The sequence below is a fragment of the Kitasatospora sp. NPDC058444 genome, from assembly GCF_042721415.1.
Classification (GTDB): Bacteria; Actinomycetota; Actinomycetes; order Streptomycetales; family Streptomycetaceae; genus Kitasatospora.
On sequence record NZ_JBHXLL010000004.1, the window covers coordinates 96,777 to 119,802 of the forward strand.

General features: G+C 73.8%; 19 protein-coding genes. 10 read left to right on the plus strand and 9 right to left on the minus strand.

Annotated elements, in window-relative coordinates; genetic code table 11:
* Positions 1-5: 5 nt before the first annotated feature.
* Positions 6-209: a hypothetical protein gene (locus tag ACFWP2_RS06820; protein ID WP_380449124.1), complete on the minus strand. Its 204-nt coding sequence runs from the start codon at positions 207-209 to the stop codon at positions 6-8.
* Between the two features lie 154 nt (positions 210-363).
* Here ACFWP2_RS06820 and ACFWP2_RS06825 point away from each other — a divergent pair, with 154 nt between their 5' ends.
* Together ACFWP2_RS06825 and ACFWP2_RS06830 are read left to right on the plus strand one after the other, a co-directional pair.
* On the plus strand, positions 364-1,137 hold the full coding sequence (locus tag ACFWP2_RS06825) for an SDR family NAD(P)-dependent oxidoreductase (protein ID WP_380449126.1): 774 nt from the start codon (positions 364-366) through the stop codon (positions 1,135-1,137).
* A gap of 182 nt (positions 1,138-1,319) precedes the next feature.
* Positions 1,320-3,233, plus strand: coding sequence for an ABC transporter transmembrane domain-containing protein (locus ACFWP2_RS06830; RefSeq protein WP_380449128.1), 1,914 nt, complete (start codon positions 1,320-1,322; stop codon positions 3,231-3,233).
* Here the strand turns inward: ACFWP2_RS06830 and ACFWP2_RS06835 are convergent.
* Positions 3,206-3,874 (minus strand): lysophospholipid acyltransferase family protein, encoded by a 669-nt coding sequence (locus tag ACFWP2_RS06835; RefSeq protein ID WP_380449130.1) that lies wholly within the window; start codon positions 3,872-3,874, stop codon positions 3,206-3,208. The genes ACFWP2_RS06830 and ACFWP2_RS06835 overlap by 28 nt on opposite strands.
* Positions 3,875-4,050: 176 nt before the next feature.
* Between ACFWP2_RS06835 and ACFWP2_RS06840 the strand changes: the two genes are divergently transcribed.
* Complete coding sequence (locus ACFWP2_RS06840) at positions 4,051-4,263, plus strand: EF-hand domain-containing protein (protein WP_360338128.1); 213 nt, start codon at positions 4,051-4,053, stop codon at positions 4,261-4,263.
* 141 nt (positions 4,264-4,404) lie between these two features.
* On the opposite strand, the gene ACFWP2_RS06845 is transcribed toward ACFWP2_RS06840, so the two are convergent.
* Complete coding sequence (locus ACFWP2_RS06845; protein ID WP_380449133.1) at positions 4,405-6,606, minus strand: CDP-glycerol glycerophosphotransferase family protein; 2,202 nt, start codon at positions 6,604-6,606, stop codon at positions 4,405-4,407.
* A gap of 866 nt (positions 6,607-7,472) precedes the next feature.
* Here ACFWP2_RS06845 and ACFWP2_RS06850 point away from each other — a divergent pair.
* Together ACFWP2_RS06850 and ACFWP2_RS06855 are read left to right on the plus strand one after the other, a co-directional pair.
* Positions 7,473-7,739 carry a hypothetical protein gene (locus tag ACFWP2_RS06850; RefSeq protein WP_380449135.1) on the plus strand — a complete coding sequence of 89 codons (267 nt, stop codon included), beginning with the start codon at positions 7,473-7,475 and terminating at the stop codon, positions 7,737-7,739.
* Positions 7,740-7,988: 249 nt separating this feature from the next.
* On the plus strand, positions 7,989-8,450 hold the full coding sequence (locus ACFWP2_RS06855) for a YjbQ family protein (protein ID WP_380449137.1): 462 nt from the start codon (positions 7,989-7,991) through the stop codon (positions 8,448-8,450).
* Between the two features lie 87 nt (positions 8,451-8,537).
* Here ACFWP2_RS06855 and ACFWP2_RS06860 read toward each other — a convergent pair whose 3' ends face one another.
* Complete coding sequence (locus tag ACFWP2_RS06860) at positions 8,538-9,101, minus strand: DUF1990 family protein (RefSeq protein WP_380449139.1); 564 nt, start codon at positions 9,099-9,101, stop codon at positions 8,538-8,540.
* A 217-nt stretch (positions 9,102-9,318) separates the two neighbouring features.
* Between ACFWP2_RS06860 and ACFWP2_RS06865 the strand changes: the two genes are divergently transcribed.
* On the plus strand, positions 9,319-9,537 hold the full coding sequence (locus ACFWP2_RS06865) for a hypothetical protein (protein ID WP_380449141.1): 219 nt from the start codon (positions 9,319-9,321) through the stop codon (positions 9,535-9,537).
* Between the two features lie 87 nt (positions 9,538-9,624).
* Here ACFWP2_RS06865 and ACFWP2_RS06870 read toward each other — a convergent pair whose 3' ends face one another.
* Together ACFWP2_RS06870 and ACFWP2_RS06875 are read right to left on the minus strand one after the other, a co-directional pair.
* On the minus strand, positions 9,625-12,660 hold the full coding sequence (locus ACFWP2_RS06870) for an AAA family ATPase (RefSeq protein WP_380449143.1): 3,036 nt from the start codon (positions 12,658-12,660) through the stop codon (positions 9,625-9,627).
* Entirely contained in the window at positions 12,657-13,826 is a 1,170-nt protein-coding gene (locus ACFWP2_RS06875; protein ID WP_380449145.1) for an exonuclease SbcCD subunit D, read from the minus strand. The genes ACFWP2_RS06870 and ACFWP2_RS06875 overlap by 4 nt, the downstream gene beginning before the upstream one ends.
* A gap of 364 nt (positions 13,827-14,190) precedes the next feature.
* Between ACFWP2_RS06875 and ACFWP2_RS06880 the strand changes: the two genes are divergently transcribed.
* The 3 genes from ACFWP2_RS06880 (at position 14,191) to ACFWP2_RS06890 (ending at position 17,687) form a co-directional block, all read left to right on the plus strand.
* Positions 14,191-15,369 carry a hypothetical protein gene (locus ACFWP2_RS06880; RefSeq protein ID WP_380449147.1) on the plus strand — a complete coding sequence of 393 codons (1,179 nt, stop codon included), beginning with the start codon at positions 14,191-14,193 and terminating at the stop codon, positions 15,367-15,369.
* Positions 15,370-15,673: 304 nt separating this feature from the next.
* Positions 15,674-16,330, plus strand: a complete 657-nt coding sequence (locus tag ACFWP2_RS06885) for a hypothetical protein (protein WP_380449149.1) — start codon at positions 15,674-15,676, stop codon at positions 16,328-16,330.
* A 559-nt stretch (positions 16,331-16,889) separates the two neighbouring features.
* Positions 16,890-17,687, plus strand: coding sequence for an SGNH/GDSL hydrolase family protein (locus ACFWP2_RS06890; protein WP_380449151.1), 798 nt, complete (start codon positions 16,890-16,892; stop codon positions 17,685-17,687).
* 90 nt (positions 17,688-17,777) lie between these two features.
* Here the strand turns inward: ACFWP2_RS06890 and ACFWP2_RS06895 are convergent, their stop codons facing one another.
* Positions 17,778-18,701, minus strand: a complete 924-nt coding sequence (locus tag ACFWP2_RS06895; protein WP_380449153.1) for a nitroreductase/quinone reductase family protein — start codon at positions 18,699-18,701, stop codon at positions 17,778-17,780.
* Between the two features lie 374 nt (positions 18,702-19,075).
* On the opposite strand from ACFWP2_RS06895, the gene ACFWP2_RS06900 reads away from it, so the two are divergent.
* Entirely contained in the window at positions 19,076-19,468 is a 393-nt protein-coding gene (locus ACFWP2_RS06900; RefSeq protein ID WP_380449155.1) for a hypothetical protein, read from the plus strand.
* 149 nt (positions 19,469-19,617) lie between these two features.
* Here ACFWP2_RS06900 and ACFWP2_RS06905 read toward each other — a convergent pair whose 3' ends face one another.
* Entirely contained in the window at positions 19,618-20,808 is a 1,191-nt protein-coding gene (locus ACFWP2_RS06905; RefSeq protein WP_380449389.1) for a polysaccharide deacetylase family protein, read from the minus strand.
* A gap of 306 nt (positions 20,809-21,114) precedes the next feature.
* Positions 21,115-22,941 (minus strand): AMP-dependent synthetase/ligase, encoded by a 1,827-nt coding sequence (locus ACFWP2_RS06910; protein WP_380449157.1) that lies wholly within the window; start codon positions 22,939-22,941, stop codon positions 21,115-21,117.
* Positions 22,942-23,026: the final 85 nt, after the last annotated feature.

Genomic DNA, 23,026 nt, shown 5'->3' on the forward strand with positions numbered 1-23,026 from the left:
CCCGGCTACCGGATCGGCTTGTCCTTCGGTCCCTTCGGGGAGAGAAGGAGCAGGCCGAGCAGGAGCAGGAGCCCCGCGGCCTCGGGCGAGTACGTGGGCGCGTCGGACACGGCGGCCTCGTCCTCCACCATCAGGCTCGCGAGTGTCTCGGCCTCAAGCGTCGCGCTGTGCGACGTCGTAGCCGTTTCGGTCCGGAACTGAGTAAGCATCAGATGTGCCTCCTCAACTGGATTTCACCGCCCGGTCGGACGATGCCCCCGTTCGACAGTACGAGCACCTCCGGGGACCTGCATCCGCAGCCCGCTGAGCTGGGGACTTGCCCTCGGTGTGGGCCCGATCGGAGCGAGTCGGTACGGTCGGGGCATGACCACAGCCTTGATCACCGGCGCGACCGCCGGCATCGGAGCCGCCTTCGCCCGCCGGCTCGCCCGTAGTGGATACCGGCTCGTCCTGGTGGCCCGGGACACCGAGCGCCTGGAGCGCGCAGCCGCCGACCTGCACGGCAGGTACGGCATCGAGGCGGAGGTCCTGACCGCCGACCTCGCGACCGACGAGGGCATCGGCGCGGTGGAGGCCCGGCTCGCCGACTCCGCCCGCCCGGTGGACCTCCTCGTCAACAACGCCGGCTTCGGCAACAAGGGCGCCTTCGGGACGGTTCCGCTCCAGGACGAGCTGGCCATGCTGAAGGTGCACATCGAGGCGATCCTGCGGCTGACCACGGCCGCCCTGCCCGGCATGCGGGAGCGCGGCCGCGGTGCGATCGTCAACGTCGCCTCGGTGGCGGCCTTCCTGCCGCGCGGCACGTACGGCGCGAGCAAGGCCTGGGTGGTCAGCTTCACCCAAGGCGTGCTGCGCGACCTCGGCGGCACGGGCGTGCGCATGATGGCGCTGTGCCCGGGCTTCACCCGGACCGAGTTCCACCAGCGGGCGGGCATGGGCACCGGCAACATCCCGTCCTGGTCCTGGCTTTCCGCCGAGCGGGTGGTGGACGAGGCGATGCGCGACCTGGCGCGCGGCCGGTCCGTGTCCGTGCCGGGCAAGCGGTACAAGGCTGCCGTGGCCATCGCCCGGGTGCTGCCCTCCGGCAAGCTCGGCGGGGTCTCCTCCAAGGCGGCGCGCACCTACCGGACCAACTGACGGTCGAGGCGGCGGTCGGGCATCGGGCATCGGGCATCGGGCATCGGGCATCGGGCGATCCGAGGAATAGAGTAACCCTCACTATTAGCTTGTCTAACTATGAGCTACCCTCGCTATGCTGACCCCAGCCCGACCGACGACCCGACCGCCCGCCCGACCATCCCACCCAGGGAGGCCCGTCCTTGAGGCCCACTGCCATCGACTGGACCCCGCCCGAGCGTGCCGAGGGCGAACCCAGCCCGCCGGCCGAATGGCGCCGCATCCTCGCGCTCTTCCGCCCGTACCGGGGCCGCCTGGCCGCCGTCGGGCTGCTGGTCGCGGCCTCCGCGGTGGTCTCGGTCGTCTCGCCGTTCCTGCTCAGGGCCGTCCTGGACACCGCCATCCCGCAGGGCCGCACGGGGCTGCTCAGCCTGCTCGCGCTCGGGATGATCCTGACCGCCGTGGTGAACAGCGTCTTCAACGTCCTCCAGACGCTGATCTCCACCACCGTCGGCCAGCGCGTGATGCACGACCTGCGCACCGCCGTCTACGGCCACCTCCAGCGGCAGTCGCTGGCCTTCTTCACCCGCACCCGCACCGGCGAGGTGCAGTCCCGGATCGCCAACGACATCGGCGGCATGCAGTCCACGGTGACCTCCACCGCGACCAGCCTGGTCTCCAACCTGACCGCGGTGGTCGCCTCGGTCGTCGCCATGGTCGCCCTGGACTGGCGGCTGACCGTCGTCTCGCTGCTGCTGCTCCCGCTGTTCGTCTGGATCAGCCGCCGGGTCGGCCGGGAGCGCAAGAAGATCACCACCGAGCGGCAGAAGCAGCTGGCCGCGATGAGCTCGGCGGTCCAGGAGTCGCTCTCGGTCAGCGGCATCCTGCTCGGCCGCACGATGGGCCGCTCCGGTTCGCTGGCCCGGGAGTTCACCGGGCAGTCCGACCAGCTCGCCGACCTGGAGGTGCGGGCCAGCATGGCCGGGCGCTGGCGGATGAACACCATCCAGATCGTGATGGCCGCGATGCCCGCGCTGATCTACTGGGCGGCCGGGCTGACCTCCGCCGCCGGCGCGCCGATCGTCTCGGTCGGCACCCTGGTCGCCTTCGTCACCCTCCAGCAGGGCCTCTTCCGCCCGACCGTCAGCCTGCTCTCCACCGGCGTGGACGTGCAGACCTCCCTCGCGCTCTTCCAGCGCATCTTCGAGTACCTCGACCTGCCGGTGGAGATCGACGAGCCGGCCGAGCCGGTCACCCTGACGGGCATCCGCGGCGAGGTCCGCTTCAAGGACGTCGACTTCCGCTACGACCCCGAGCAGGAGCGCCCGACCCTGGCCGGCGTCGACCTCACCGTCCCGGCCGGGAGCTCACTGGCCGTGGTCGGCGAGACCGGCTCGGGCAAGACCACCCTGAGCTACCTCGTGCCGCGGCTGTACGACGTCACCGGCGGGCAGGTCACCCTGGACGGCGTGGACGTGCGCGAGCTGTCCTTCGACACCCTGGCCCGAGCGGTCGGCGTGGTCTCCCAGGAGACCTACCTCTTCCACGCCTCGGTCGCCGAGAACCTGCGCTTCGCCAAGCCCGGCGCCGACGACGCCGAACTGGTCGAGGCCGCCAGGGCCGCGCAGATCCACGACGCCATCGCCGCCCTCCCGGACGGCTACGACACCCTGGTCGGCGAGCGCGGCTACCGCTTCTCCGGCGGCGAGAAGCAGCGCCTCGCGCTCGCCCGGACGATCCTGCGCAACCCGCCGGTGCTCATCCTCGACGAGGCCACCAGCGCGCTGGACAACCGCACCGAGCGCGCCGTCCAGCAGGCCGTGGACACCCTGGCCGCCGGCCGCACCACGATCACCATCGCGCACCGGCTCTCCACCGTCCGCGCCGCGGACCAGATCGCCGTCCTGGACCACGGTGAGGTGGTCGAGCTCGGCACCCACGAGGAGCTGGTGGCGCTGGACGGCCGGTACGCGGCGCTGCTGCGCCGGGAGGTGCCGGAGTCGCCGGACGCGCCCGAGTCCCCGGACGTGCCCGAGTCGCCGGAGTCGCCGGAGGTGCCCGAGTCGCCGGACGCGCCGGAGCCCGCCGGTCAGGCTGCCTTCGGGATCTCGTTGTAGCTCTCCGCGATCTCCTGGCCGGAGAGCCGCTGGATGGCCGCCATCACCTCGTCGGTCACCTGCCGGCGGGCCTTCAGCGAACGGGCCTGCCCGTGCAGCTCGTCGAAGTGCAGCGGCTCGCCGAAGCGGACCGTCACCTTCTTCAGCCGCGGAACCCGCTTGCCCACCGGCAGGATCTGCTCCGGACCCTCCAGCGCCACCGGTACGACCGGCACACCCGCGGTCAGCGCGAGCCAGGCGACGCCCGTCTTGCCCCGGTAGAGCCGGCCGTCCAGCGAGCGGGTGCCCTCGGGGTAGATGCCGAAGGCCTTGCCGTCCTCCAGGATCGCCAGTGCGGACTCCAGCGAGGCCTGAGCGGAACGGTAGGTGCCGCGCTCGACCGGTACGGCGCCGATGGACTCGAAGAATCCCTTGGAGAGCCGGCCCTTGAGCCCGGAGCCGGTGAAGTACTCGGCCTTGGCGAGGAAGTGGACCCGGCGCGGGGCGGTCAGCGGGATGACCACGCTGTCGATGAAGGACAGGTGGTTGCTGGCCAGGATCACCCCGCCCTTGCGCGGCACGTTCTCGATTCCCTCGATGACCGGCCGCCAGATCCCCCGCGAGACCGGTTTCAGCACCAGCTTGGTGACGAGGTCGAGCACGATTCCCTCCCTGGACGAACGAACGCCCGGGAGGAGCCCGGGCCTGCAATCAGATCCGCAGACTACGACACCCACCCCCGCGCACGTCCACTCCCGGCGACCGTGGTGCGCGCCACGGCCGGGTAGTGTACGGCCGTCCGAACCCAGCAACACCCCGCAGTACCCAGGAGGGCACGATGGAGAGCACCGAGGCGATCAAGGCCATGTTCGACCGTTACGACGAGGACGGCGACGGCAAGATCACCGCGGCGGAGTACGCCCTGGCGGCCAACGAGATGGGCGACCACGACGTCACCATCTCGATGGCCGAGGCGCTGATAAACAGCATGGACACCAACCACGACGGCGTCCTGACCTTCGAGGAGTTCCTGGCCGCCCGCCGGCGCTGAGCCCGCGCCGACGGGGCCGGTCGCCGTACCGGCGGCACCGGCCCCGTCCGGAGCTCCCGCGGCTCCTCAGCGCTACTTCTCCACCGGTGCTACCCCGCCGCCGGGACTACTTCTCGACCACGGCCACTTCTCGACCCGGGCCTACTTCTCCACCGGGAACACCCGGCGCACCACCCGCTCCGAGGCCCCGCCGTCGTCCCAGACGCAGAACTTCTCCCGGAACCGCGCCCGTGCCGCCGGCTCCGGGTCGCCCGCCAGCAGCGCCCCCGCCAGTCCGTCCTCGTCCACCGTGACCGCGCCCGGCGGCTCCGCGAACAGGTCGAAGTAGACGCCGCGTTCCCGCTGGTACTCCTCCCAGTCCGGGGCGAAGATCACCACCGGCCGGTCCAGCACCGCGTAGTCGAACATCATCGACGAGTAGTCCGTCACCAGCACGTCCGCCGCGAGGTAGAGGTCCTCGACGGTCGGGTGCGCCGAGACGTCCACGATCCGCGCCGACTCCGCGCCCGCCCCCGTCAGGTCCCCCGGGCCGTCGGCGTGGAAGTAGTGGGTGCGCACCAGCAGGGTGAAGTCCGGGCCCAGTCGCCGCGCCAGCGCCGCCACGTCCAGCAGCGGCACGTAGCCGCCCTTGCTGCCGCGGTGGGTCGGCGCGTACAGCACCGCCCGGGTGTCCGGCCGCAGCCCGAGCCGCTCGCGCATCTCCCGGACCTCGTCCGAAGTGGCGTTCGCCAGCCGGTCGTTGCGAGGGTAGCCGGTGTCCAGCATCTCGTACCGGCCGGGGAAGGCGCGGGCGAAGTGCCCGCTGGTGTGCGGGTTGGGGGAGACCAGGAAGTCCCAGCGGTCGATGGCCTCCTGGAGTAGCTCGAAGTCCATCCCCTCGGCCGCCGCCGGGTGGTCGCGCAGGTCCATGCCCATCGCCTTGAGGGGGGTGCCGTGCTGGGTCTGGACGTGCACCGTGCCCGGCCGCTTCGTCATGGTACGAGGGAAGTTGACGTTGTTGACGAAGTACTTGGCGGTCGCCATCGCCTTGAGGTAGGCGGGGGTGTTGACGATCACGTGCGGAACCCCGGGCGGCAGCGTGGCGGCCTGGGCGCGGTTCTCCACCACCCACACGCCCCGGATCCGCGGGGCGAGTTCCTTCGCCTTCTCGTAGATCGCGGCCGGGCTGCACGCGTAACCCCGGTGCCAGTACGCGGCGTAGACGGCGAGGTTCTCGTCCAGCGGCAGCCGGCGGAACGCGCTGTACGCGGTGAACCGGGCACCGCTGCGCATCCCCTTCTTCACCGCGGGCGCCACCGCCCGCGCCCCGCGCTTGAGTTCGCGCGGCAGCCGCCCGGTGCGGCGCAGCTCCGCGTACGCGATCCGGGCGCCGCGGGCGGCCAGCCGGTACTGCACGCCGCGCACTCCGCCGGGGAAGCGGTAGCCGGCCGGGCGGTGGCGGTCGAAGTGCCGGGCGATCCGCTGGAAGAAGTCCTTGCGCAGGTCGGTGGGGACCAGCCCGGGGGTGTCGTAGACGTTCAGCGCCTGGCGGACGGTCCGGTCGAAGACCAGGGTGCGCAGCGAGTCCGGGACGGGCCGGCCGGGGCGGTCCGGGCGGTCCAGGAAGGCGAAGATCGCGTCGTACTGGGCGAACACGTCGGCGTGCTTGGGGGAGGCGGTGGCGGTGATCGCGCCGTCCCGGCCACGCCGGTAGAAGTAGCACGGGCGGTCGAGGTAGCGCAGCCGCCCGGCGGCGAGCAGCGCCGGGTAGGTGACCGAGATGTCCTCGTAGTAGCCGCGGCCGAAGGAGACGCCGAGGCCGTCCAGGAACGCGCGGCGGAACAGCTTGTTCCACACCGACATCACGGTCTGGAACAGCGCCGGGTGCTCGGCCAGGGTGCAGCCCTCGACCAGCGGGGAGCCGGCCAGCACGTGGCGCCAGGGGTTGGGCTCCGTCCCGCCGTCCGGGTAGACGTGGGTGAAATCGGTGATCAGCACGTCGGCGGGGGTCTCCCGGCGGCGCTCCTGGGTCAGCTCGTCCAGCAGGGCGCCGACCGTCCCCTCGGGCACCCAGTCGTCGCTGTCCACGAACCAGACGTACTCACCGCGGGCCTGCGGCAGGGCGGCGGTGCGGGCGCCGCCGAGGCCCTGGTTCTCGGGGAGGTGCAGCACCCGCAGCCGGCTGTCGCGGGCCGCGTACGCGTCCAGGATCGCGCCGGAGCCGTCGGGGGAGAGGTCGTCGACCGCGATCACCTCGAAGCGGGTCTCCGCGGCGGGGGTGTCGCCGAGGATCGAGTCGAGGCAGTGCGGGAGGTACCGCTCCACGCCGTGGACCGGGAGCACGATGCTGAGGAGGAGGGACACGCTGGCCGAGTGTACCGATCCACCGGGTGCGACCAGCGCGGACGTCCGGTGCGGGGCTCCCGGGGCGGTGGTGGGGGTGCGGCGGCGGTGGGGCGGCGGTGGGGCGGCGACGTTGTGGGGGCGCGCGACAGGGGGCCCTGATGGGGTCCCGGTGGGGTCCTGCTGGGCTCATCGCGTACCCGGAACCGCCGGTGCCGGGCCCCTCACGGGGCGGCACCGGCAGTCAGGTGGCGGCGCGGCCGACCCTCGACGGCCGACCGCCGGTCCGGGCACCGCGCGAGCCTGGCCGCCGCAGCGTCGAGGCGGCCGGGCAGTGGCTCGCGGGAACCGGAGTACTTCATCAATCGAACACGCGCTTGAGTGCGGTGCGGGCACTGGCGCGTGCATCAGAATATTGCTTGGAGGTTCGGCGGGAGTCAATCCCTCGTATGTGTTCACTTCCTGAAGTCGAACGGTCACGGTGTCACTCGGCTGCCCGTTCGGTCGAGTGGTGCGCGGCCGACGCCCCGATGATCGCTTTGTCGACGTGGCGGCTGTCCCCTTATAGGGAGACGCGGGCGGAGCAGGGCTGTGGGTGCGGGTCCGGGTTGTGGGTCCCGATTGCGGATGTGGGGCGCGGGTCCGGGGTGCGGTTGCGGGGCGCGGTTCGGCCTGGGTGCACCCGTGTCCGCCGGACCTGGTGACGGATGGCCGGTCGTGCACCATCATTGATGCCTAGTCGTGACCGGCCGGGTGGCCCCTGGTGCTTCGTCAGTTGACGCCGCACGATACGGTGGCACAACACCAAGGACGGTTGCGCGAAGGCCGTCCGTCACGGATAGTCTTCGCCTCACGGCCCTGGCGCCTCGTAGGGGTGGGAAAAACTGATGGAACACATGCAAGTGCGGACTCGGCCCCGCGTGCCGGCGATCCAATGCGGTGTCGGCACGACCGGCCGCCGGATCGACCGACACCTGGCCGTGCTCGGCGCGCCCGCACTCCCGGCGGTGGACACCGCCGAAGCGCTCGGGTTGATAAGGGAACTCACGCCGCGCGGCACCGAGGCCCCGACGATCCGTCGCCGCCACACCAGGATCTCGCTGCTGACGCCGCTGCGTCGGCTGCGGCGGAGCCTCTTCGGCGGGCGCGGCTAGTTCGACCGGTGCGGCACGGGTCCCTCCCCGCCGCCCGGTCGAGGACCGACCCGGTGGACCATCCGGTCCGCCGGGTCTTCGGCGTGTCCGGACACTGCTGGGGCGAGGGCCTGGCGGAGACCTCGGTGAGGGCCTCGCCGTCCGGGCTGCTGTGGTCTGAACCTTTCACCCTACGCGAGTTTGCCTCCCCGGCACGGCGAGTCGGCGAGGGAGTACGCCCGGCCCGCTGACCTGGGACAGGATGGCGCCATGGCGGACAACAACCACTCCACCCGGACCGGCTCCTTCCCGGCCACCACCTTCCAGAGCGGCACCATCGAGATCACCACCGGCAGCCGCGAGGTCGCGCTCGACATCACCGACCGCTGCGCGGCGTTCCTCGACGAACGGGCCACCGGGCGCGACGGCCTGCTCAACATCTTCGTTCCGCACGCCACCGCGGGGATCGCGGTGCTGGAGACCGGCTCCGGCAGTGACGAGGACTTCCTCGCCACCCTGCGCGAGCTGCTCCCGGCCGACGACCGCTGGCGCCACCGGCACGGCAGCCCCGGCCACGGCCGGGACCACGTGGTGCCCGGGCTGGTCGCCCCGCACGCCACCCTGCCGGTACTCGGCGGTCAACTGGCGCTCGGCGTCTGGCAGTCGGTGGTGCTGATCGACACCAACGGGGACAACCCGCGGCGGACCGTCCGGCTGTCCTTCCTCGGCTGACGTCCGGGCGGTGCGCAGTGCGCGAGGCCCGGATGCGGCGGGCTCGGCGGGCTCGGCGGGCTCGCGGGGTCCGCGAACTCAGCGGACTCAGCGAACTCGGCGGACGTGTGCGGCCACTGCGGCGAGGTAGCGCTCGATCGCCAGGTGCTGGCAGAGCAGGGCCACCGGGCGGCCCAGCCTGGCGTACCAGGCGGACAGCCGGGAGAACGCGGTGACCTCGAACCACACCTCTCCGTCGGTGTCCATCGACACCAGGAACGCCTCCTCGCCGCATTCCGGATGCCCGGGGAGGGTTCCGTAGCCGAAGCCGATCCGGTCCGGCTCGTCCACCGTCCACACCACCCGGCAGGGGATCACCAGTCGGGGTCGCCGGATTCCCGGCAGGTTCAGCCGCAGCAGTACCGTCCCGCCCTCCCGGGCCGGGCCCGCGGGGTGCACCGCGAAGCCGGTGCCCAACTGGCTGCCCCAGTCGAGCACGTACCGGCCGGCCCGCTCCAGAACCGCCGGCCCGTGCCCCAGGTGGACTCGTCGCCGCAGGTGGGCGTAGCCGTCCGGGAGTCGGCCGCCACCGCCCCGGGTGGCGCCCACCTCGGGGTACGACGGGGCGGTGGCGCGGGCGGCGAGGAGGCGTCGGTGCAGGTCGGTGGGCATGCCGGTCACGGTAGCCGTTGGGCTCGAGGGCGGCGGTGGCGGGGCGGACGGGTTTCGGTGAACGGATTTCAGCGAACAGATTTCAGATGACGGATTTCAGATGACGGATTTCAGCGAACGTTTTCTGAAATCTGTTCGCTGTCATTCGTCCGCCGAGGCCGGGCCGGCCGGGTCCGAGCTTGTTGCAGCTGGGCGGGGAGCGGAGTAGGAAGGCGGCATGAACGACACCGGTACCAACCAGGAAGCGGCCGTCTGCGAACTCGTGCCCGAGGCCGGAGCGGAGGCGGCGCTGCTACACGACCCGGCGGCGACCGGCCCGCGCGCCGACTGCGTGCTCTGCGGCGAGCCGACCGAACTGCCCGCCGACCAGCCCGGCAGCACCCTCTGCCCGGTGTGCGCCTGGCAGCAGGCGCAGCGGATCGCCTGCTCGGGCTGATCCCGGGCTCCGGCTCTCCCTGGCCCGGCCGCCGGCCGGGCCACCGGGCCACCGGGCCTTGCGCCGGCCCGATCCGGCCGCCCGGCCCTACGCGTCCTCCCGCCCCGCCAGCGCCAGGGTCGAGCCGTGCCGCCCCTTGCGGACCAGCAGCTGGGCGGGGATGCGGCTGCGCAGGTCGGCGACGTGGCTGACGATGCCGACCGCGCGGTCCCGCTCGCGCAGGCCGTCCAGGACGTCCATGACCTCCTCCAGCGCCTGCTCGTCGAGGGTGCCGAAGCCCTCGTCGATGAAGAGGGTGTCCAGCGGCATGCCGCCGGCCTCGTCGGTGACCACGTCGGCCAGGCCCAGGGCGAGGGAGAGCGAGGCGAAGAAGCTCTCGCCGCCGGAGAGGGTCGCGGTGTCCCGCTCGGTGCCCGTCCAGGCGTCGACCACCCGCAGGGCCAGGCCCGAGCGCTTGGTGCCGCTGCCCCGGTCGTCGCTGTGCACCAGGGTGTAGCGCCCGCCGGACATCCGGACCAGTCGGTCGCTGGCCGCCGCCGCGACCTGCTCCAGCCGGGCCGCCAGGACGTACGACTCCAGGCGCATCCGCAGCCGGTTGTCGGCCGAGGTGCCGGCCGTGAGCGCGGAGAGCCGGGTGATCCGCCCGTACCGGTCCAGCGCGGGGGCCAGTTCGGCGGCGAGCCCGGTCAGCTGCCGCCCGATCGCGGCCAGCGCCCCGCAGCGCTCGCGGGCCGCGGCATGGGCGGCGTGCGAACGGCCGAGCCGGTCGGTGGCGGCGTCGAGCTCGGCCGCGACGGCGGGCAGGTCCACCGGCGGACGGCCCGCGGCCTCGGCCAGTTCCGGCAGCGCCAGCTCCCGGCGGACGGCGGCGGTCTCCGCGCGGTGCCGCTCCAGCCGGGCCTCCAGCCGCTCGCGCTCCTCGCGCGGCAGCAGCACCGCCAGTGCCGCCGCCGCGTCCGGGAAGCCCGCCCCGGCGGCGGCCTTGCCCAGTTCGTCCTCGGCCTCGTCGAGCCGGGCCGCCGCCTCCGTGCGGGCCCGGGAGGCGGTCGCCGCGGCGGCCACCGCCTCGGTGAGCCGGGTGAGTGCCGCAGCCCGGTCGGCGACCGAGGCCGCCTCGCCCCGGGCGGCCGCCACCCGGGCGGCCAGCGCCTGCTGCTCGGTGCCGAGCGCCAGCAGCCGGTCGGAGAGGACGGCGGCGCGCTCCTTGGCCTCGTGCAGCTCCTCGGCCCGGCGGGTGCGGTCCCGCGACAGCCGGGCGATCTCCTGCTCGACCCGGCCGAGCGCCTCCGCCGCGTGCCGCGCCTCGCGGTGCTCGCGCTCCAGCCCGGCGAGGGTCTGCGTGAGCTCGTCCGTCCCGCCCGGTCCGGCCGTGCCGGCGGCGGTGGCCTCGCGCACCCGCAGCGCGGTGAGCGCCTGGTCGGCCTCCGTCCAGAGCCGCTCGGCGTCGGCGTGCGCCCGGCGCGCACGTTCCTCGTCCTCGGCGCCGACCCGGCCGCCGGGCGCGGCCTCGGCGGGCGCCGGGTGCTCCGGCGAGCCGCAGACCCGGCAGGCCTCGCCCGCGCGCAACTGCTCGGCCAGCTCGGCGGCCATGCCGCTCAGCCGGCGGTCCCGCAGGTCCAGGCTGTACTCCCGGGCGTCCAGCGCGGCGGTGCGCAGAGCGACCGCCCGGGGCGCGGCCACGGCGATCTCGGCGTGCAGGCGGTCACGTTCCCGTGCCGCGCCGAGGCGTACCGTCAACTCGGTCCGCTGGCCGTCCAGTTGCTCGACCCGGGTGGTCGCCGACCGGGCCTCGGTCTGTTGGTGCCCCAGTCGGCCCAGCTCGCCCTCGAACTCGGCGAGCCAGTCCTCGGCCTCCTCGGCCAGTTCCTCGGCGGCGCGCCGGTCCCGGGTCAGGGAGCGTTGCTCGTGGGCGAGTTCGGCGCAGCGCAGCTCCTCCGCCCGGGCCGCCTCCAGCCGGACCACCTCGGCCCGCAGCCGCAGCTCGGCCTCGGCCAGCCCGGTGGCGTCGGCCCCGGCGAGCTCCCGGCCCTCGCCACCGGATCCGGCCAGCACCTCGCGGTGCCGGCGCTCCACCTGCCGCGCGCGCCCGAGCGCCTCGGCCGCGCTCTCCAGCAGCCGCAGGGCCGACTCCACCCCGACGGCCTCCTGCGCGGCGGCGAGCAGCTGCCGGTCCGCGGCTGCGGCGGGCTCGAAGCCGGCCAGTCGCTCGGCCCGGTCCAGCGCCTCCCGGTGCCGGCGTTGGCGCCCGGCCAGCTCCTCGGCGGCCTCCCGGTGCTCCTGCGCGGCGTGCTGGGCGGCCCCGGCGCCCGCGAGGGCGGCCTCGGCGACGGCCAGCTGCTCGGCGGCGCCACTGCGCAGGACCGCCGCCCAGCCGAGCACCCCGGCGGCCAGACCCTCGTCGTCCTCGGTCGGCACCCAGCCCGCGGCGGGTTCGGCGCCCGGACCGGCCGCCTGCTCGGCCTTGCTGGCTAGGTCCCGCAGCCGGCGGCGGCCGGCCTGGACGGCGGCCTCCTGGCCGCGGCGCTGCTCGGCCAGCCAGGCCTCCACCTGCTGGAACCGCTCGGTGTCGAACAGCCGCCGCAGCAGCTTGCCGCGTTCCTCCGAATCGGCCCTGAGGAAGCGGGCGAAGTCGCCCTGCGGCAGCAGGACCACCTGGCAGAACTGCTCCCGGTTCATGCCGATCAGCCGGTGGATCTCCTCCCCGGCCTCCTGGTGCGACTTGCTGATCCCCCGCCAGCCGGGCGTGCCGTCGCCCGTGTCGAGGACCCACTCGCGCAGCAGGGTCTGCGCCCGCTCGACGGTGGTGCCGGTGCCGACCTTCTTCGGCCGGCGCTGCTCCGGCAGCCGGGTGATCCGGAGCCGGCGCCCGCCGAGGGTCAGCTCCAGCTCCACCGAGGTCAGCCGCTTCGGGTCGGCGTGGTCGCTGCGCAGCCGGTTGGCCCGGCGCGCGCCCGGCGTCTCGCCGTACAGGGCGAAGCAGACCGCGTCCAGCACGCTGGTCTTGCCCGCACCCGTCGCGCCGCGCAGCAGGAACAGCCCGCCGGTGGCGAGCGCGTCGAAGTCCACCGTCTCGCTGCCCGCGAACGGGCCGAAGGCGGTGACGGTGAGCCGGTGCAGCCTCATCGGGGCAGGTCCGCCTTCCGGTCGGTGGTCTCCCGGACGCCCTCGAAGCCCTCCCGCAGCCAGCCGAGCTCGTCCGGCTCCGGCTCGGCACCGGGGCGGACGTGCCGCAGGAAGCCCTCCGCGATCTCCAGGTCCCCGCGGCCGCTGACCCGTGCCGCGTACGACCGTGAGGGCTCGGCCTCGCTCCGCTCCGGGTCGAACAGCAGCTGGAGGGTGTGCGGGAAGCGGCGGCGCAGCCGCTCCATCGGCTCGCTCGGCCGCGCCGCGTCGGTGAGCGTGGCCTGCACCCAGGACTGCTCGTGCTCGGCGTACCTCTCGTCGGTGAGCAGCGCGTCCAGGGTGTCGCGCAGCGTCGCCAGCCCGCGCGGCTCGGGGCAGGGGACGCGCTCGGCCGTCACCGAGCCGTCGGCGGCCAGGTCGACCAGCCACATGGTCTTGCGCTGGTTCACCTCAGAGAAGGAGTAGGCGAGCGGGGAGCCGCTGTAGCGCAGGTGCGGGGCGAGCGTCTGGCAGCCGTGCAGGTGGCCGAGCGCGGCGTAGTGCACGCCGTCGAAGACCGACGCGGGTACGGCGGCGACGCCGCCGACCGCGATGTCCCGCTCGCTGTCGCTCGGCGCGCCGCCGGTGACGAAGGCGTGCGCCAGCACCACCGCCCGGGTGCCGGCCGGGCGCGCCGCGAGGTCCGCCCGGACCCGGTCCATCGCCGCTCCGAGCACGGCCGCGTGGCCGCCCTTCGCCAGCCCGAACCGCTCGCGCACCAGGGTCGGCTCCAGGTACGGCAGCCCGTACACGGCCACCGGGCCGTGCTCGTCCGCCAGCAGGACGGGCTCGGCGCACTCGCCCGGGTCGGTCCGCAGGTGGATGCCGGCCCGTCCGATCAGCCCCGCCCCGACGCCGAGGCGGCGGGCCGAGTCGTGGTTGCCGCTGATGAAGACCGTCGGCACTCCGAGGCCCGCCAGCCGGTGCAGCACGTCGTCGAACATCGCGACCGCTTCCAGCCCGGGCAGCGCCCGGTCGTACACGTCCCCCGCGACCAGCACGGCGTCCACGCCCTCGGACCGGACCACTTCCACCAGGTGGTCCAGGAAGGCGCGCTGGGCGTCGTGCAGGCTCTCCCGGTGGAACGAGCGCCCGAGATGCCAGTCGGAGGTATGCAGCAGTCGCATGGTCCCCGACCCTAACCCGCGGCACTGACAATCCCGCCCGACCCCGTGGAACCACGGGCCCCGGGCGTTCCGGGGGCGCGCGGCAAGCGGTTACGGGCGGCGAGTGGGGAGTCGCTGGTGGTCGGGGTGGCGTCCAGCGGTCCGGCCCGTTCCTGTGGGTCGACGGGGCCCAGGCGCCCCGTGGACCTGGGGCAGGCGGGTGGTCCGGGCGGGGAGCGGCCGACGGTCGGGGTGGGGCGGCGCTGAGCTTGTTCGATTACTTGGGGTGAATTGTCAGTGACCCTGTGTATGTTCCTCGGCGTCGGCCACTCCCGGGCGGGGCGGTCGGCGCGATCCGGTGTCGGGCGAGTGAGAAGGAGGAGCCATGGCTGCTGTACGGAAAGTGGTGCGCGAGGTGCTGGGCGCCGCGGCGGGGAGGCCGTCGCGGGGGCGTCGGAGGGTGCTGGTGCTGGCCGGGCGGAGGCCGGGCGGCGGTGCCGGAGACGGGTCGGCGGCCGGGCCCGGCGGGGCGGCGCCCCCCGGGGGCGGGCGGCCGCCGGGTGCCCGGGCGGGAGGCGAGGGTGCCCGGGCGGCGGGCCGCGGCGGCCGGGTCCGGGGCGCGCCGCCGCCCCAGCCGGTGGCGGTGGCCCTGGCCGTCGACGCAGGGGACTTCGCCGGGCTCGCGCAGTACGGGCTGTTCGGCGGGCTCGGGCACCAGGCCTACCTGCGGCGGGCGGAGGAGCACCTGACGGCCCTGCACCGGCAGGGGCTGGAGGTGCACCTGCGGGTCCTGGAGGCGGGGGACTTCGAGGACTACTGCGAGGCGCTCGGGCTCGACCCCCGGATGCCCGCCGCCCGGGTCGCCTACGCGGGCGATCCGGAGCTGGCCGGGGAACCCTTCGTCTACGCGGGGGAGCGGATGGCCGAGCTGGTGCCGGTGCTGCTGGACGACCACCGGGCGCGGGTGCGGATGTCCGTGGCCTGCGCGGCCCTGCTGAGTGCCGTCGGCGAGGACCCGGCCGGGCAGCTCCGGATGGCGGCCGTGATGCGGTACGTGACCTCGGTCTACCTCGCGCTGGCGGAGGGCGCGGGGGAGGGGTGTCATCTGCTGACGCTGCGCTGCCACGGCCCGGAGGACGGCGAGGAGCTCACCTCGGCGGTGGACGTCTGCGTGGAGGAGGGGCGGCTGTACCCGGCCGGGCGGGACGCCGAGGCGTTCTGCGTCACGCTCGCGGCGGGCGTCGCCCTGCGCGGGGAGGGGGCGCTGCTGCTGCACGGCGATCCGTCGGTGGGCGGACCGGGCGACGACCGGGCCGGGGACCGGTCCGCCCCGGCCGGCCGTTCACCCGCCGCCCCGGCCGAGGACACCCGGCCCCGCCCGCCGGTGCGCGGCTGGGCGCTGACCGGCGGGCGGCTGCGGCCGATGACGGCGCACGAGGTGTTCGACGAGTTGGCCGACGACGCCGCGCGGGGGCTCCCCTTCCCGCCCGGGGTGGATCCTCGGCCCGGGTTCCCGCTGCCCGGCCTCCGAGGCCCTGGGGAAGGGGGTGGTCCGCTGGGGTGATCAGGGCGTTCACCGCCCCGCATCCAGCGCGTTCCTGCCTCCGCATCCACCATGCGGCGCTGGGGACTGTTCATCGACCGCGTGTTCGGGGAAGATCGGAGAAGATCAACAGCAGGAGCGCGCGGTGCCCCACGCCGCCGTTCCGGCCGCTCCGCCCCGTACCGCGCCCTGCAGGTCCTCCCCGCGCACCGCCGGTCCGGCGAAGCCCGACTGCGAGAGGGGGACGGATGAGCGCGCGGAGCGAGCTCGGCGCCAGGGGGTGCGCGGGGGCGAGCGTCCCCGTCGAGGTCCGCGGGGCGAGAGCATGAGCCCGATCGAGTACAGCGCGGAGATCGCGGAGCTGCTCGGGAAGGTGCGTCGGCGTCCCACGGCGGGCTGGCCCTGGCGGCCGGGCGAGCAGGTGCCGGAGGGGCTGCCGGTCAAGCAGTCCTGGGGGTGGCTGTTCGCGCCCGACGGGCGGGTGCTGACGCTGGTGAACCCCCGGGACGGGATCTGCTCGCTGCCCGGCGGCTCGCTGGAGCCGGAGGACGGCGGGGACCCGGCGGCCGCCCTGGCCCGGGAGGCGGACGAGGAGGCCCAGGCCCGGATCGGCCGGCCGTACTACCTCGGCTACCTCTACGACCGGGTCGGTTCGGCGAACGGCGGGCACGAGTGCGCGCGGGTCCGGATGGCGGCGGCGCTGCGGTCGGTCGGCCCGAGCGTGGCCGATCCGGCCTCGGGCCGGCACTACCGGCGGCTGCTGGTGGCACCGGGCCTCGCCGTCGAGCTGCTCGGCTGGGGTGCGCCAGGGCTGCGCCAGGCCCGGGCGGCGGTCGCCACCGCCGCCGGCTGGCTCGGTGTGCCCGCGGTCGCGAACGAGGAGATCGAGGAGTTGCCGGTCGAGGGCTGCACGGTCTCCCCGGGCATCGTGTACCCGGGCGCCGTGCACCCCAGTGGCGGCCGCCTCGGCGCGCAGGGCTGACCTCTCGCGTCGCCGTACTCCCGAGCGACTCCCCGCGGGTCGTCTCCCTGCGGGCCGTCTCGACGTGGCGCCCCGCCGTGATGCCCCGTTGTGCTGCCCGGCCGTGCTGCTCCGCCGCGATGCCGCTGCGCCGGGCCGTCCTGACGTGTCGCCACGGCAGGCGTCAACATCGGCCGCCTGGGTCCGTCGACCGCATCGGTGAATTTCGTGTGGTGCCGCTGATGTCCCTTTTGGCCCACCTTCTGGCGTGCCTTCATCGGTGTCATCAGCCCCCCCTGGGTCGGCTGGGACCCTCGTCGAATCTGACCCGGCGATGGCCGGGCGGCGACCCCCCGCTTGCCTTGCACAGAATTTCTGCAAGTTGCCGGTCTACGCGCGCTGCGCTACGCGCGTCACCTCGCACCCCTGCTGACCTGCGCGAAATCACGGAGTGTCAGCGGCAATTCAGCTCCGAGCCATCAGACGCGCCGTCAATATCCTTGGCATGACCGCTTCCGGGTTGGGCTACCGCCTGGTATCACTTCTGTGACCCTCACCACCCCACCCCACTGGAGCCGTGATGATCCGCCCTGCCCGCGCACTGTCCGTCGCCGCCATAGCGGCCGGCCTCACCATGGCGACGCTCTTCACCGCGACGTCCGCCAACGCCGCCGGTGTCAACTACGTGGCCCTCGGCGACTCGTACTCGTCCGGTGTCGGCGCCGGCAGCTACCTGAGCGACAGCGGCAGCTGCAAGCGCAGCACCAACGCGTACGCGTACCTCTGGAAGAACGCGCACGCGCCGTCCTCCTTCAAGTTCGTCGCCTGTTCGGGCGCCAAGACCGGCGACATCCTGAACAGCCAGATCTCGGCGCTGGACGCCAGCACCACGCTGGTCAGCATCTCGGTCGGCGGCAACGACGCGGGCTTCGCCGACACCATGCAGACCTGCGTCCTCGGCTCGGACAGCGACTGCATCAACGCCGTCAACACGGCCAAGAACTACGCCACCACCACCCTGCCCGGCCAGCTGGACAAGGTGTACTCGGCGATCAAGGCCAAGTCCCCCAACGCCCACGTCGTGGTGATGGGCTACCCGCACATCTACAAGGTCGGCGGCAGCTGCATCTTCGGCATCGGTGACACCAAGCGCGCCGCCATCAACGGTGCCGCGGACACCCTGGACGGCGTCCTCGCCAAGCGGGCCGCCAACGCCGGCTTCGCCTTCGGCGACGTCCGCAGCATCTTCAACGAGCACGAGATCTGCGGCTCGCTGACCACCTGGCTGAACAGCACCACCCTGCCGGTCGACGAGAGCTACCACCCGAAGGCGGCCGGCCAGTCCGGCGGCTACCTCCCGGTGTTCTCCGCGCTGTAAGGACCGCCGTAACGGACTGCCTCGTCGCAGGACGGACCGGTGCCGCCGCCCCCTCCCACCCCTCGGGAAGGGGGCGGCGGCAACGCCGTTTCAGCCTCCGCTCGTCGTGGTCCCGCTCTTCGTGGTCCCGCTCGGTGCGGGCCCGGTCGGCGGGAAGGGAATGCCGGCGAGGACCGGCAGCAGTTCCGCCTCCTCGAAGTCGAGGTGCGCCTCGAGTTCGGCGGACATCCGGTCCAGCTCCGTCCGGAGCCGCTGCGGCTCGGTCACCGCGATCCTGGCGAGCAGGGCCACCAGCTCCTCCTTGATCCGCCCGATCGCCCGGTGCTGCTCGTCGAGCCGTGCCAGGACGTCGGCCAGCTCCGGGTGGCTGCGCGCGAGGGCGGGGAAGATCGCGGAGTCCTCGCCGGTGTGGTGGTGCGTCAGCCCGTCGCAGAAGGCCAGGCAGTGCTGGCGCAGCTGCAGCCCGAGGGTGGCCTGCCAGCCCGGGGCGTGGGCGTGCGCCTCCTGCCGTACGTGGCGCAGCTGCGCGCGCAGCCAGGTGTGTGCCTCCAGCAGCTTGTCGGCGAGGCTGCGCACCACCACCGGGGCCGGGCCGTCGGCGGGCGGTTCGAGTCGTTCCAGGACGACGACCGGCAACTCCCGGTCGGTGCGGGCCTGGTAGTCCCCGTAGCCCGGAGCCTTCCGGACCACGGCGGCGAACAGCCGCTCCCGACGGGCGCCTTCGGCGGGTACGGCGACGGCGTCGAAGGCCTCGGTGCCGAGTTCGACCCGGACCACCGGGTGGGCGAGGAGGTTGCGGTACCACTGGGGGTGCTCCGGCGCTCCGCCAGCCGAGGCGACGACCAGGAGCAGCCCCTCCGCCCGGATGTACCCGAGCGGCGCGGTGTGCGGCCGCCCTGAGCGGGCCCCGGTGGTGGTGAGCAACAGCAGGTCGCCGCCCTCGAACGGGCCGCCGACCCGCCCGCCGTTGGCGCGGAACTCCTCGATGACGTTCAGGTTGAAGGACATGGGCATTCTTGGGTGATGGGTCTCCGGAAGAGGAAAGGGGAGTCGCGGCCACATGCGGTGTCGGTGCCGGAGCGGCTGGTGCGGCTGGTCGCGCATCCGGCGACGTCCGTCGCGAGACGCGGGACGCAGAACACAGAACGCGCGACGCAGAACGCACGAAGCGCTTCGCGCACGCGGGCACCGCGGTGACCGCCTGGCGTCAGATCAGGGAAGCGGAGAGAGTGCTCATCGCGCATCGTCCCTTCGGAAAGGGTGCCCGCTCGGCTGTCGGCCGGCCCACTGCTCTGTGGCCGACGCCGCGCTGCACGCCCCCATTAGAGTCGGGTGGCGGACGCGCTGTCAACGAGCACGATCACCGCCCGAGGGGAGCCGGAACCGCAGTGGAACGCACAGTGGACCTCGACGACGCCGCCGCGCGGATCGCCGCCCGGGCTCCGAGATGGCGCGCGGCCCGGCTGACGGTGAGCCCGCTCACCTGGCGCGATCGGCTCGCCCCTTGGCCGCAGCCGCTGGAGACGGACCGTGCCCGGGTCGTCGAGCCGGATTCCGTCGGCCTGCGGCTGGCCGACCCGCTGACCGGCGGTGAACTGGAGGTGGTGCTCTTCCGCGGCGGCTGGGCGGACGTGGACTACCTGGTCGCCGACTGGGAGGGCGAGGCGGTCACGGCGGAGGAGCGCGAGCCGGGCGGAGTGATCCCGGCTCGGGACATCACCTCCGCCGCGGACTTCGAGGCGCGCCTGATCGGCTGGATGGGGGACGTCTTCGGCGGCTGAGCGGCTGAGCGGCTGAGCAGCCGCCCGGCCCGGGCCGTATGGCCGCCCGGCCCGGGCCGTCAGGCCGTCAGGCCGTCGGGCCACACCGAAGGCCGCCGCGCCGCCGCTCCTGTCGGGGGCGGCGGCACGGCGGGTCCGGGCGGTACCCGTCAGTGCAGGTAGTCGACCAGGCCGGCCGGCTTGAGCCCGGCGGCGTCGGCGGCGGCGAGGGCGCGCTGGAGGTCGGCGGCGAGGGTGTCGGTCCAGTGCATCAGCACGACGTCGCCCGGCTGCAGCGGGCCCGGGTGCCAGATGTTGGTGGCGCCCCAGCTGAAGTCCGCGTCGGCGGTGAGCACGGTGCGGATGCCGCAGTTGGCGGCGGCCTGCAGGGTGTCGGCGTTCCAGGCGAAGTACGGCGGGCGGAAGAACGTCGGTGCGGTGCCGAAGAGGCGGGTCATGGAGTCACGCGCGTCGCAGATCTCGACCTGCTGCCGCTCCAGCGGGAGCGTGCTGAGGTCGGTGTGGGAGACGCTGTGGTCCTGGACCGAGGAGCCGGGCACGGCGGTGACCCGCTGGAAGAAGGCCGGGTCGGTGGCGGCGGGCATCGGCAGCGGGAAGGCGGTGATCGGCAGCCGGTGGTCGGCGATGAACCGCTCGGCCTCGGGGGTGCGCTGCCAGCCGTCGTCCACGGTGAGGAAGACGACCTTGTCGCTGGTGGGGACGGAGCCGGCGGCCACGGCCGGGGTGGGCGCGGGGCCGTCCACCCGGACGTCGTCGACGGAGAACGGGCCCTGCTGGTACCAGCCGTGCACGTACAGGCGGATGCTGCGCGCGTTCGGGCCGGTGGTGAAGCGGGTGCTCAGCCGCTGCCAGCCGCCGCCGGTGGTCTCCGTCCAGGCGGGGGCGACGTCCCTGCCGGTGCCGGTGGCGCCCAGGTAGACGAAGCTGCCGCGGACCCAGGCGGACGCCGTGTAGGTGGTGTTGGGCTGGACCGCGACGGTCTGCGCGCACTCGCCGGTGGAATCGGCGTCCGCCGGGGTGACGGTGAGCGCGGCGGCGCCGGTGTGCGGGGCGGTGGCGGTGACGGACGCTTCGGCCGGGCCACCGGTGCAGCTCCAGCCGGGGACGCTGCCCCAGTCGGCGAGGTCGGGGGAGGGCAGCTCGAAGCCGGGGTTGGTGGCGAGGTTGACGGTCGGCGCGCCCTGGGCGCTCGGACCGCCGGGCGGGGGAGCGTCGGCGGAGGCCGCCGGTGCGGCGAGGCCGGTGAGCAGCGCGACCGAGGCGGCCAACGCGGACAGGCGCGGGGAAAGGCGCGGCGACAGTCGTGCGGACAGTCGTGCGGACAGGCCGCGCGTGGACATCGACACGTGAGGACTCCAGCAGGTGGGGGCACGCCCGTGGGGAGGACGTGAGCGGAATCGGACCGTGGAACTCTGAGCGTGGAACACTGAGCCTGGAACATTGAGCGTGGAACAGGGGGAGCCGTGGAACTCCGGGACGCGGCTCCCCGGATCGTCGCAACAATGGACTAGACCAATGGGGTCGTCAAGGGAACGGCGGGTGAACCCCGCGGCCTCGCCCGGTCGTCGCCCGCCCGTAGCGGGGTCATCACGCCTGGGGAGCAAGGGACAAGACGCGACGTCAGGGACAAGGCGGACAAGCCCGGTTCAGGACAGGTACAGCTCCTCGATGTCCGTCGCGTAGTGCTCGGCGATCGCCGTCCGCCGCAGCTTGAGCGACGGGGTCAGCAGCCCCTGGTCCTCGCTGAACTCCCTTGGCAGCAGCCGGAACGCGCGGATCGACTCGGCCCGCGAGACGGCCGTGTTCGCGGCCGCCACCGCACGCTGGACCTCCGTGTGCAGGTCCTCGTCCGCGAGCACCGCCCACGGGTCCGGCTGCTCCCGCCCGTGGGTCTTCAGCCAGTGCGCCAGCGCCGCCGGGTCGAGCGTGATCAGCGCGGCCACGTACGGGCGGTCGTCGCCCACCACCAGGCACTGGGAGACCAGCGGGTGGGCCTCGACCCGTTCCTCCAGGGCCGCCGGGGCCAGGTTCTTGCCGCTGCTGGTGACGATCAGGTCCTTCTTGCGTCCGGTGATGCTGAGGTAGCCGTCCTCGTCCAGGCGGCCCAGGTCGCCGGTAGCGAACCAGCCGTCGACCAGGGAAGCGGCCGTGCACTGCGGATGGTTGAGGTAGCCGCCGAAGACCGAGCCGCCGCGCACCCACACCTCGCCGTCGTCGGCGATCGCCACCGAGGCGCCCGGCACCGGTCGGCCGACCGTGCCGAGCTTCTGCCGGCCGGCCGGGTTGGCGGTGATCGCGGCGGTGGTCTCGGTCAGCCCGTAGCCCTCGTACAGCTGGAGGCCGGCGCCGGTGAAGAACAGGCCCAGCTCGCGCCGGAGCGTCGAGCCGCCGCACATCACGCTGCGCACCCGGCCGCCGAGTACCGCCCGCAGCCTCGGGTAGACGGTCCGCTCGTACGCGAGGTGGCGCAGCCGCAGGGCCGCGCCCGGGCCGGGGCCGCGGCCGAAGGCCTTCTGCTCCCGGGCGGCGGCCCAGTCGACGGCCACCTGCCGGGCCTGCTCGAAGAGTTCGCCCCGGCCGGCGTCCTCGGCGGCCCTGCGCGCCTGTTGGAAGATCTTCTCGAACACGTACGGGACGGCGTGCAGGAAGGTCGGGCGGAAGGTCTCCAGTGCCGGCAGCAGCGCGTCGGTGGAGACCTCGGGGATGTGCCCGATCAGGAAGCCGCCGCGGATCGCCGCGATCTGCACGGCCCGCCCGTAGACGTGGGCGAGCGGCAGGAACAGCAGGGTGGCGGGGCGGCCGCCGCCGGTCTCGCGCAGGACGTCCCCCCAGCCGGCGAGCAGGGCGTCGGCCTCGGCGGCCAGGTTGGCGTGGGTGAGCAGGCAGCCCTTGGGGCGGCCGGTGGTGCCCGAGGTGTAGACGACCGTGGCGATGTTCCCGGCGGCGACGCCGAGGCGCTGGCGGTGCACCAGGGAGTCGGGGACGCCGAGGCCGTCCTCGGTGATCGCGGCGACGCAGTCGCGGTCCAGCTGCCAGATGCCGGTGAGGTCGGGCAGGGCGTCGCAGACCGCGCCGACCGTCATCGCGGCGTCCTCGTCCTCGACCAGGCAGGCCACGGCCTGGGTCTCGGCGAGGATCCAGCGCACCTGCTCGGGGGAGGCGGTGGGGTAGACCGGGACGGTGATGGCGCCGATCGACCAGAGTGCGTAGTCGAACAGCGTCCATTCGTAGCGGGTACGGGACATCAGGGCGACCCGGTCGCCGTAGCGCACACCGTGGGTGAGCAGGCCCTTGGCCAGGGCGAGCACCTGGTTCCGGAACTCCCGGGCGGTGACGTCCTGCCACTGCCCGTCCTCGGCCCGCCAGGACAGCTGGACCAGGTCGGGGGTGCGCTCGGCGGTGTCGTAGAGGGAGTCGGCGAGTCCTCCGGTGGCCTCGGGCGCGGCCGGGGCGGGGGTGGTGAACTCGCGCACGGTCCTCCCCAGTTCGGTGCCGGTGGTACGGGTGCGCCGAAACTATCGGATCGCCCTGTCACTTCCCAGGGTTGTGGCGGTGACA

Excerpts from the sequence above, each read along its gene's own strand:
- ACFWP2_RS06820 (WP_380449124.1), bottom strand. The coding sequence starts at position 209 with ATGCTTACTCAGTTCCGGACCGAAACGGCTACGACGTCGCACAGCGCG.
- ACFWP2_RS06825 (WP_380449126.1), top strand. The coding sequence starts at position 364 with ATGACCACAGCCTTGATCACCGGCGCGACCGCCGGCATCGGAGCCGCC.
- ACFWP2_RS06840 (WP_360338128.1), top strand. The coding sequence starts at position 4,051 with ATGGAGAGCACCGAGGCGATCAAGGCCATGTTCGACCGTTACGACGAG.
- ACFWP2_RS06850 (WP_380449135.1), top strand. The coding sequence starts at position 7,473 with ATGGAACACATGCAAGTGCGGACTCGGCCCCGCGTGCCGGCGATCCAA.
- ACFWP2_RS06855 (WP_380449137.1), top strand. The coding sequence starts at position 7,989 with ATGGCGGACAACAACCACTCCACCCGGACCGGCTCCTTCCCGGCCACC.
- ACFWP2_RS06860 (WP_380449139.1), bottom strand. The coding sequence starts at position 9,101 with ATGCCCACCGACCTGCACCGACGCCTCCTCGCCGCCCGCGCCACCGCC.
- ACFWP2_RS06865 (WP_380449141.1), top strand. The coding sequence starts at position 9,319 with ATGAACGACACCGGTACCAACCAGGAAGCGGCCGTCTGCGAACTCGTG.
- ACFWP2_RS06870 (WP_380449143.1), bottom strand. The coding sequence starts at position 12,660 with ATGAGGCTGCACCGGCTCACCGTCACCGCCTTCGGCCCGTTCGCGGGC.
- ACFWP2_RS06875 (WP_380449145.1), bottom strand. The coding sequence starts at position 13,826 with ATGCGACTGCTGCATACCTCCGACTGGCATCTCGGGCGCTCGTTCCAC.
- ACFWP2_RS06880 (WP_380449147.1), top strand. The coding sequence starts at position 14,191 with ATGGCTGCTGTACGGAAAGTGGTGCGCGAGGTGCTGGGCGCCGCGGCG.
- ACFWP2_RS06885 (WP_380449149.1), top strand. The coding sequence starts at position 15,674 with ATGAGCCCGATCGAGTACAGCGCGGAGATCGCGGAGCTGCTCGGGAAG.
- ACFWP2_RS06890 (WP_380449151.1), top strand. The coding sequence starts at position 16,890 with ATGATCCGCCCTGCCCGCGCACTGTCCGTCGCCGCCATAGCGGCCGGC.
- ACFWP2_RS06895 (WP_380449153.1), bottom strand. The coding sequence starts at position 18,701 with ATGCCCATGTCCTTCAACCTGAACGTCATCGAGGAGTTCCGCGCCAAC.
- ACFWP2_RS06905 (WP_380449389.1), bottom strand. The coding sequence starts at position 20,808 with ATGTCCACGCGCGGCCTGTCCGCACGACTGTCCGCACGACTGTCGCCG.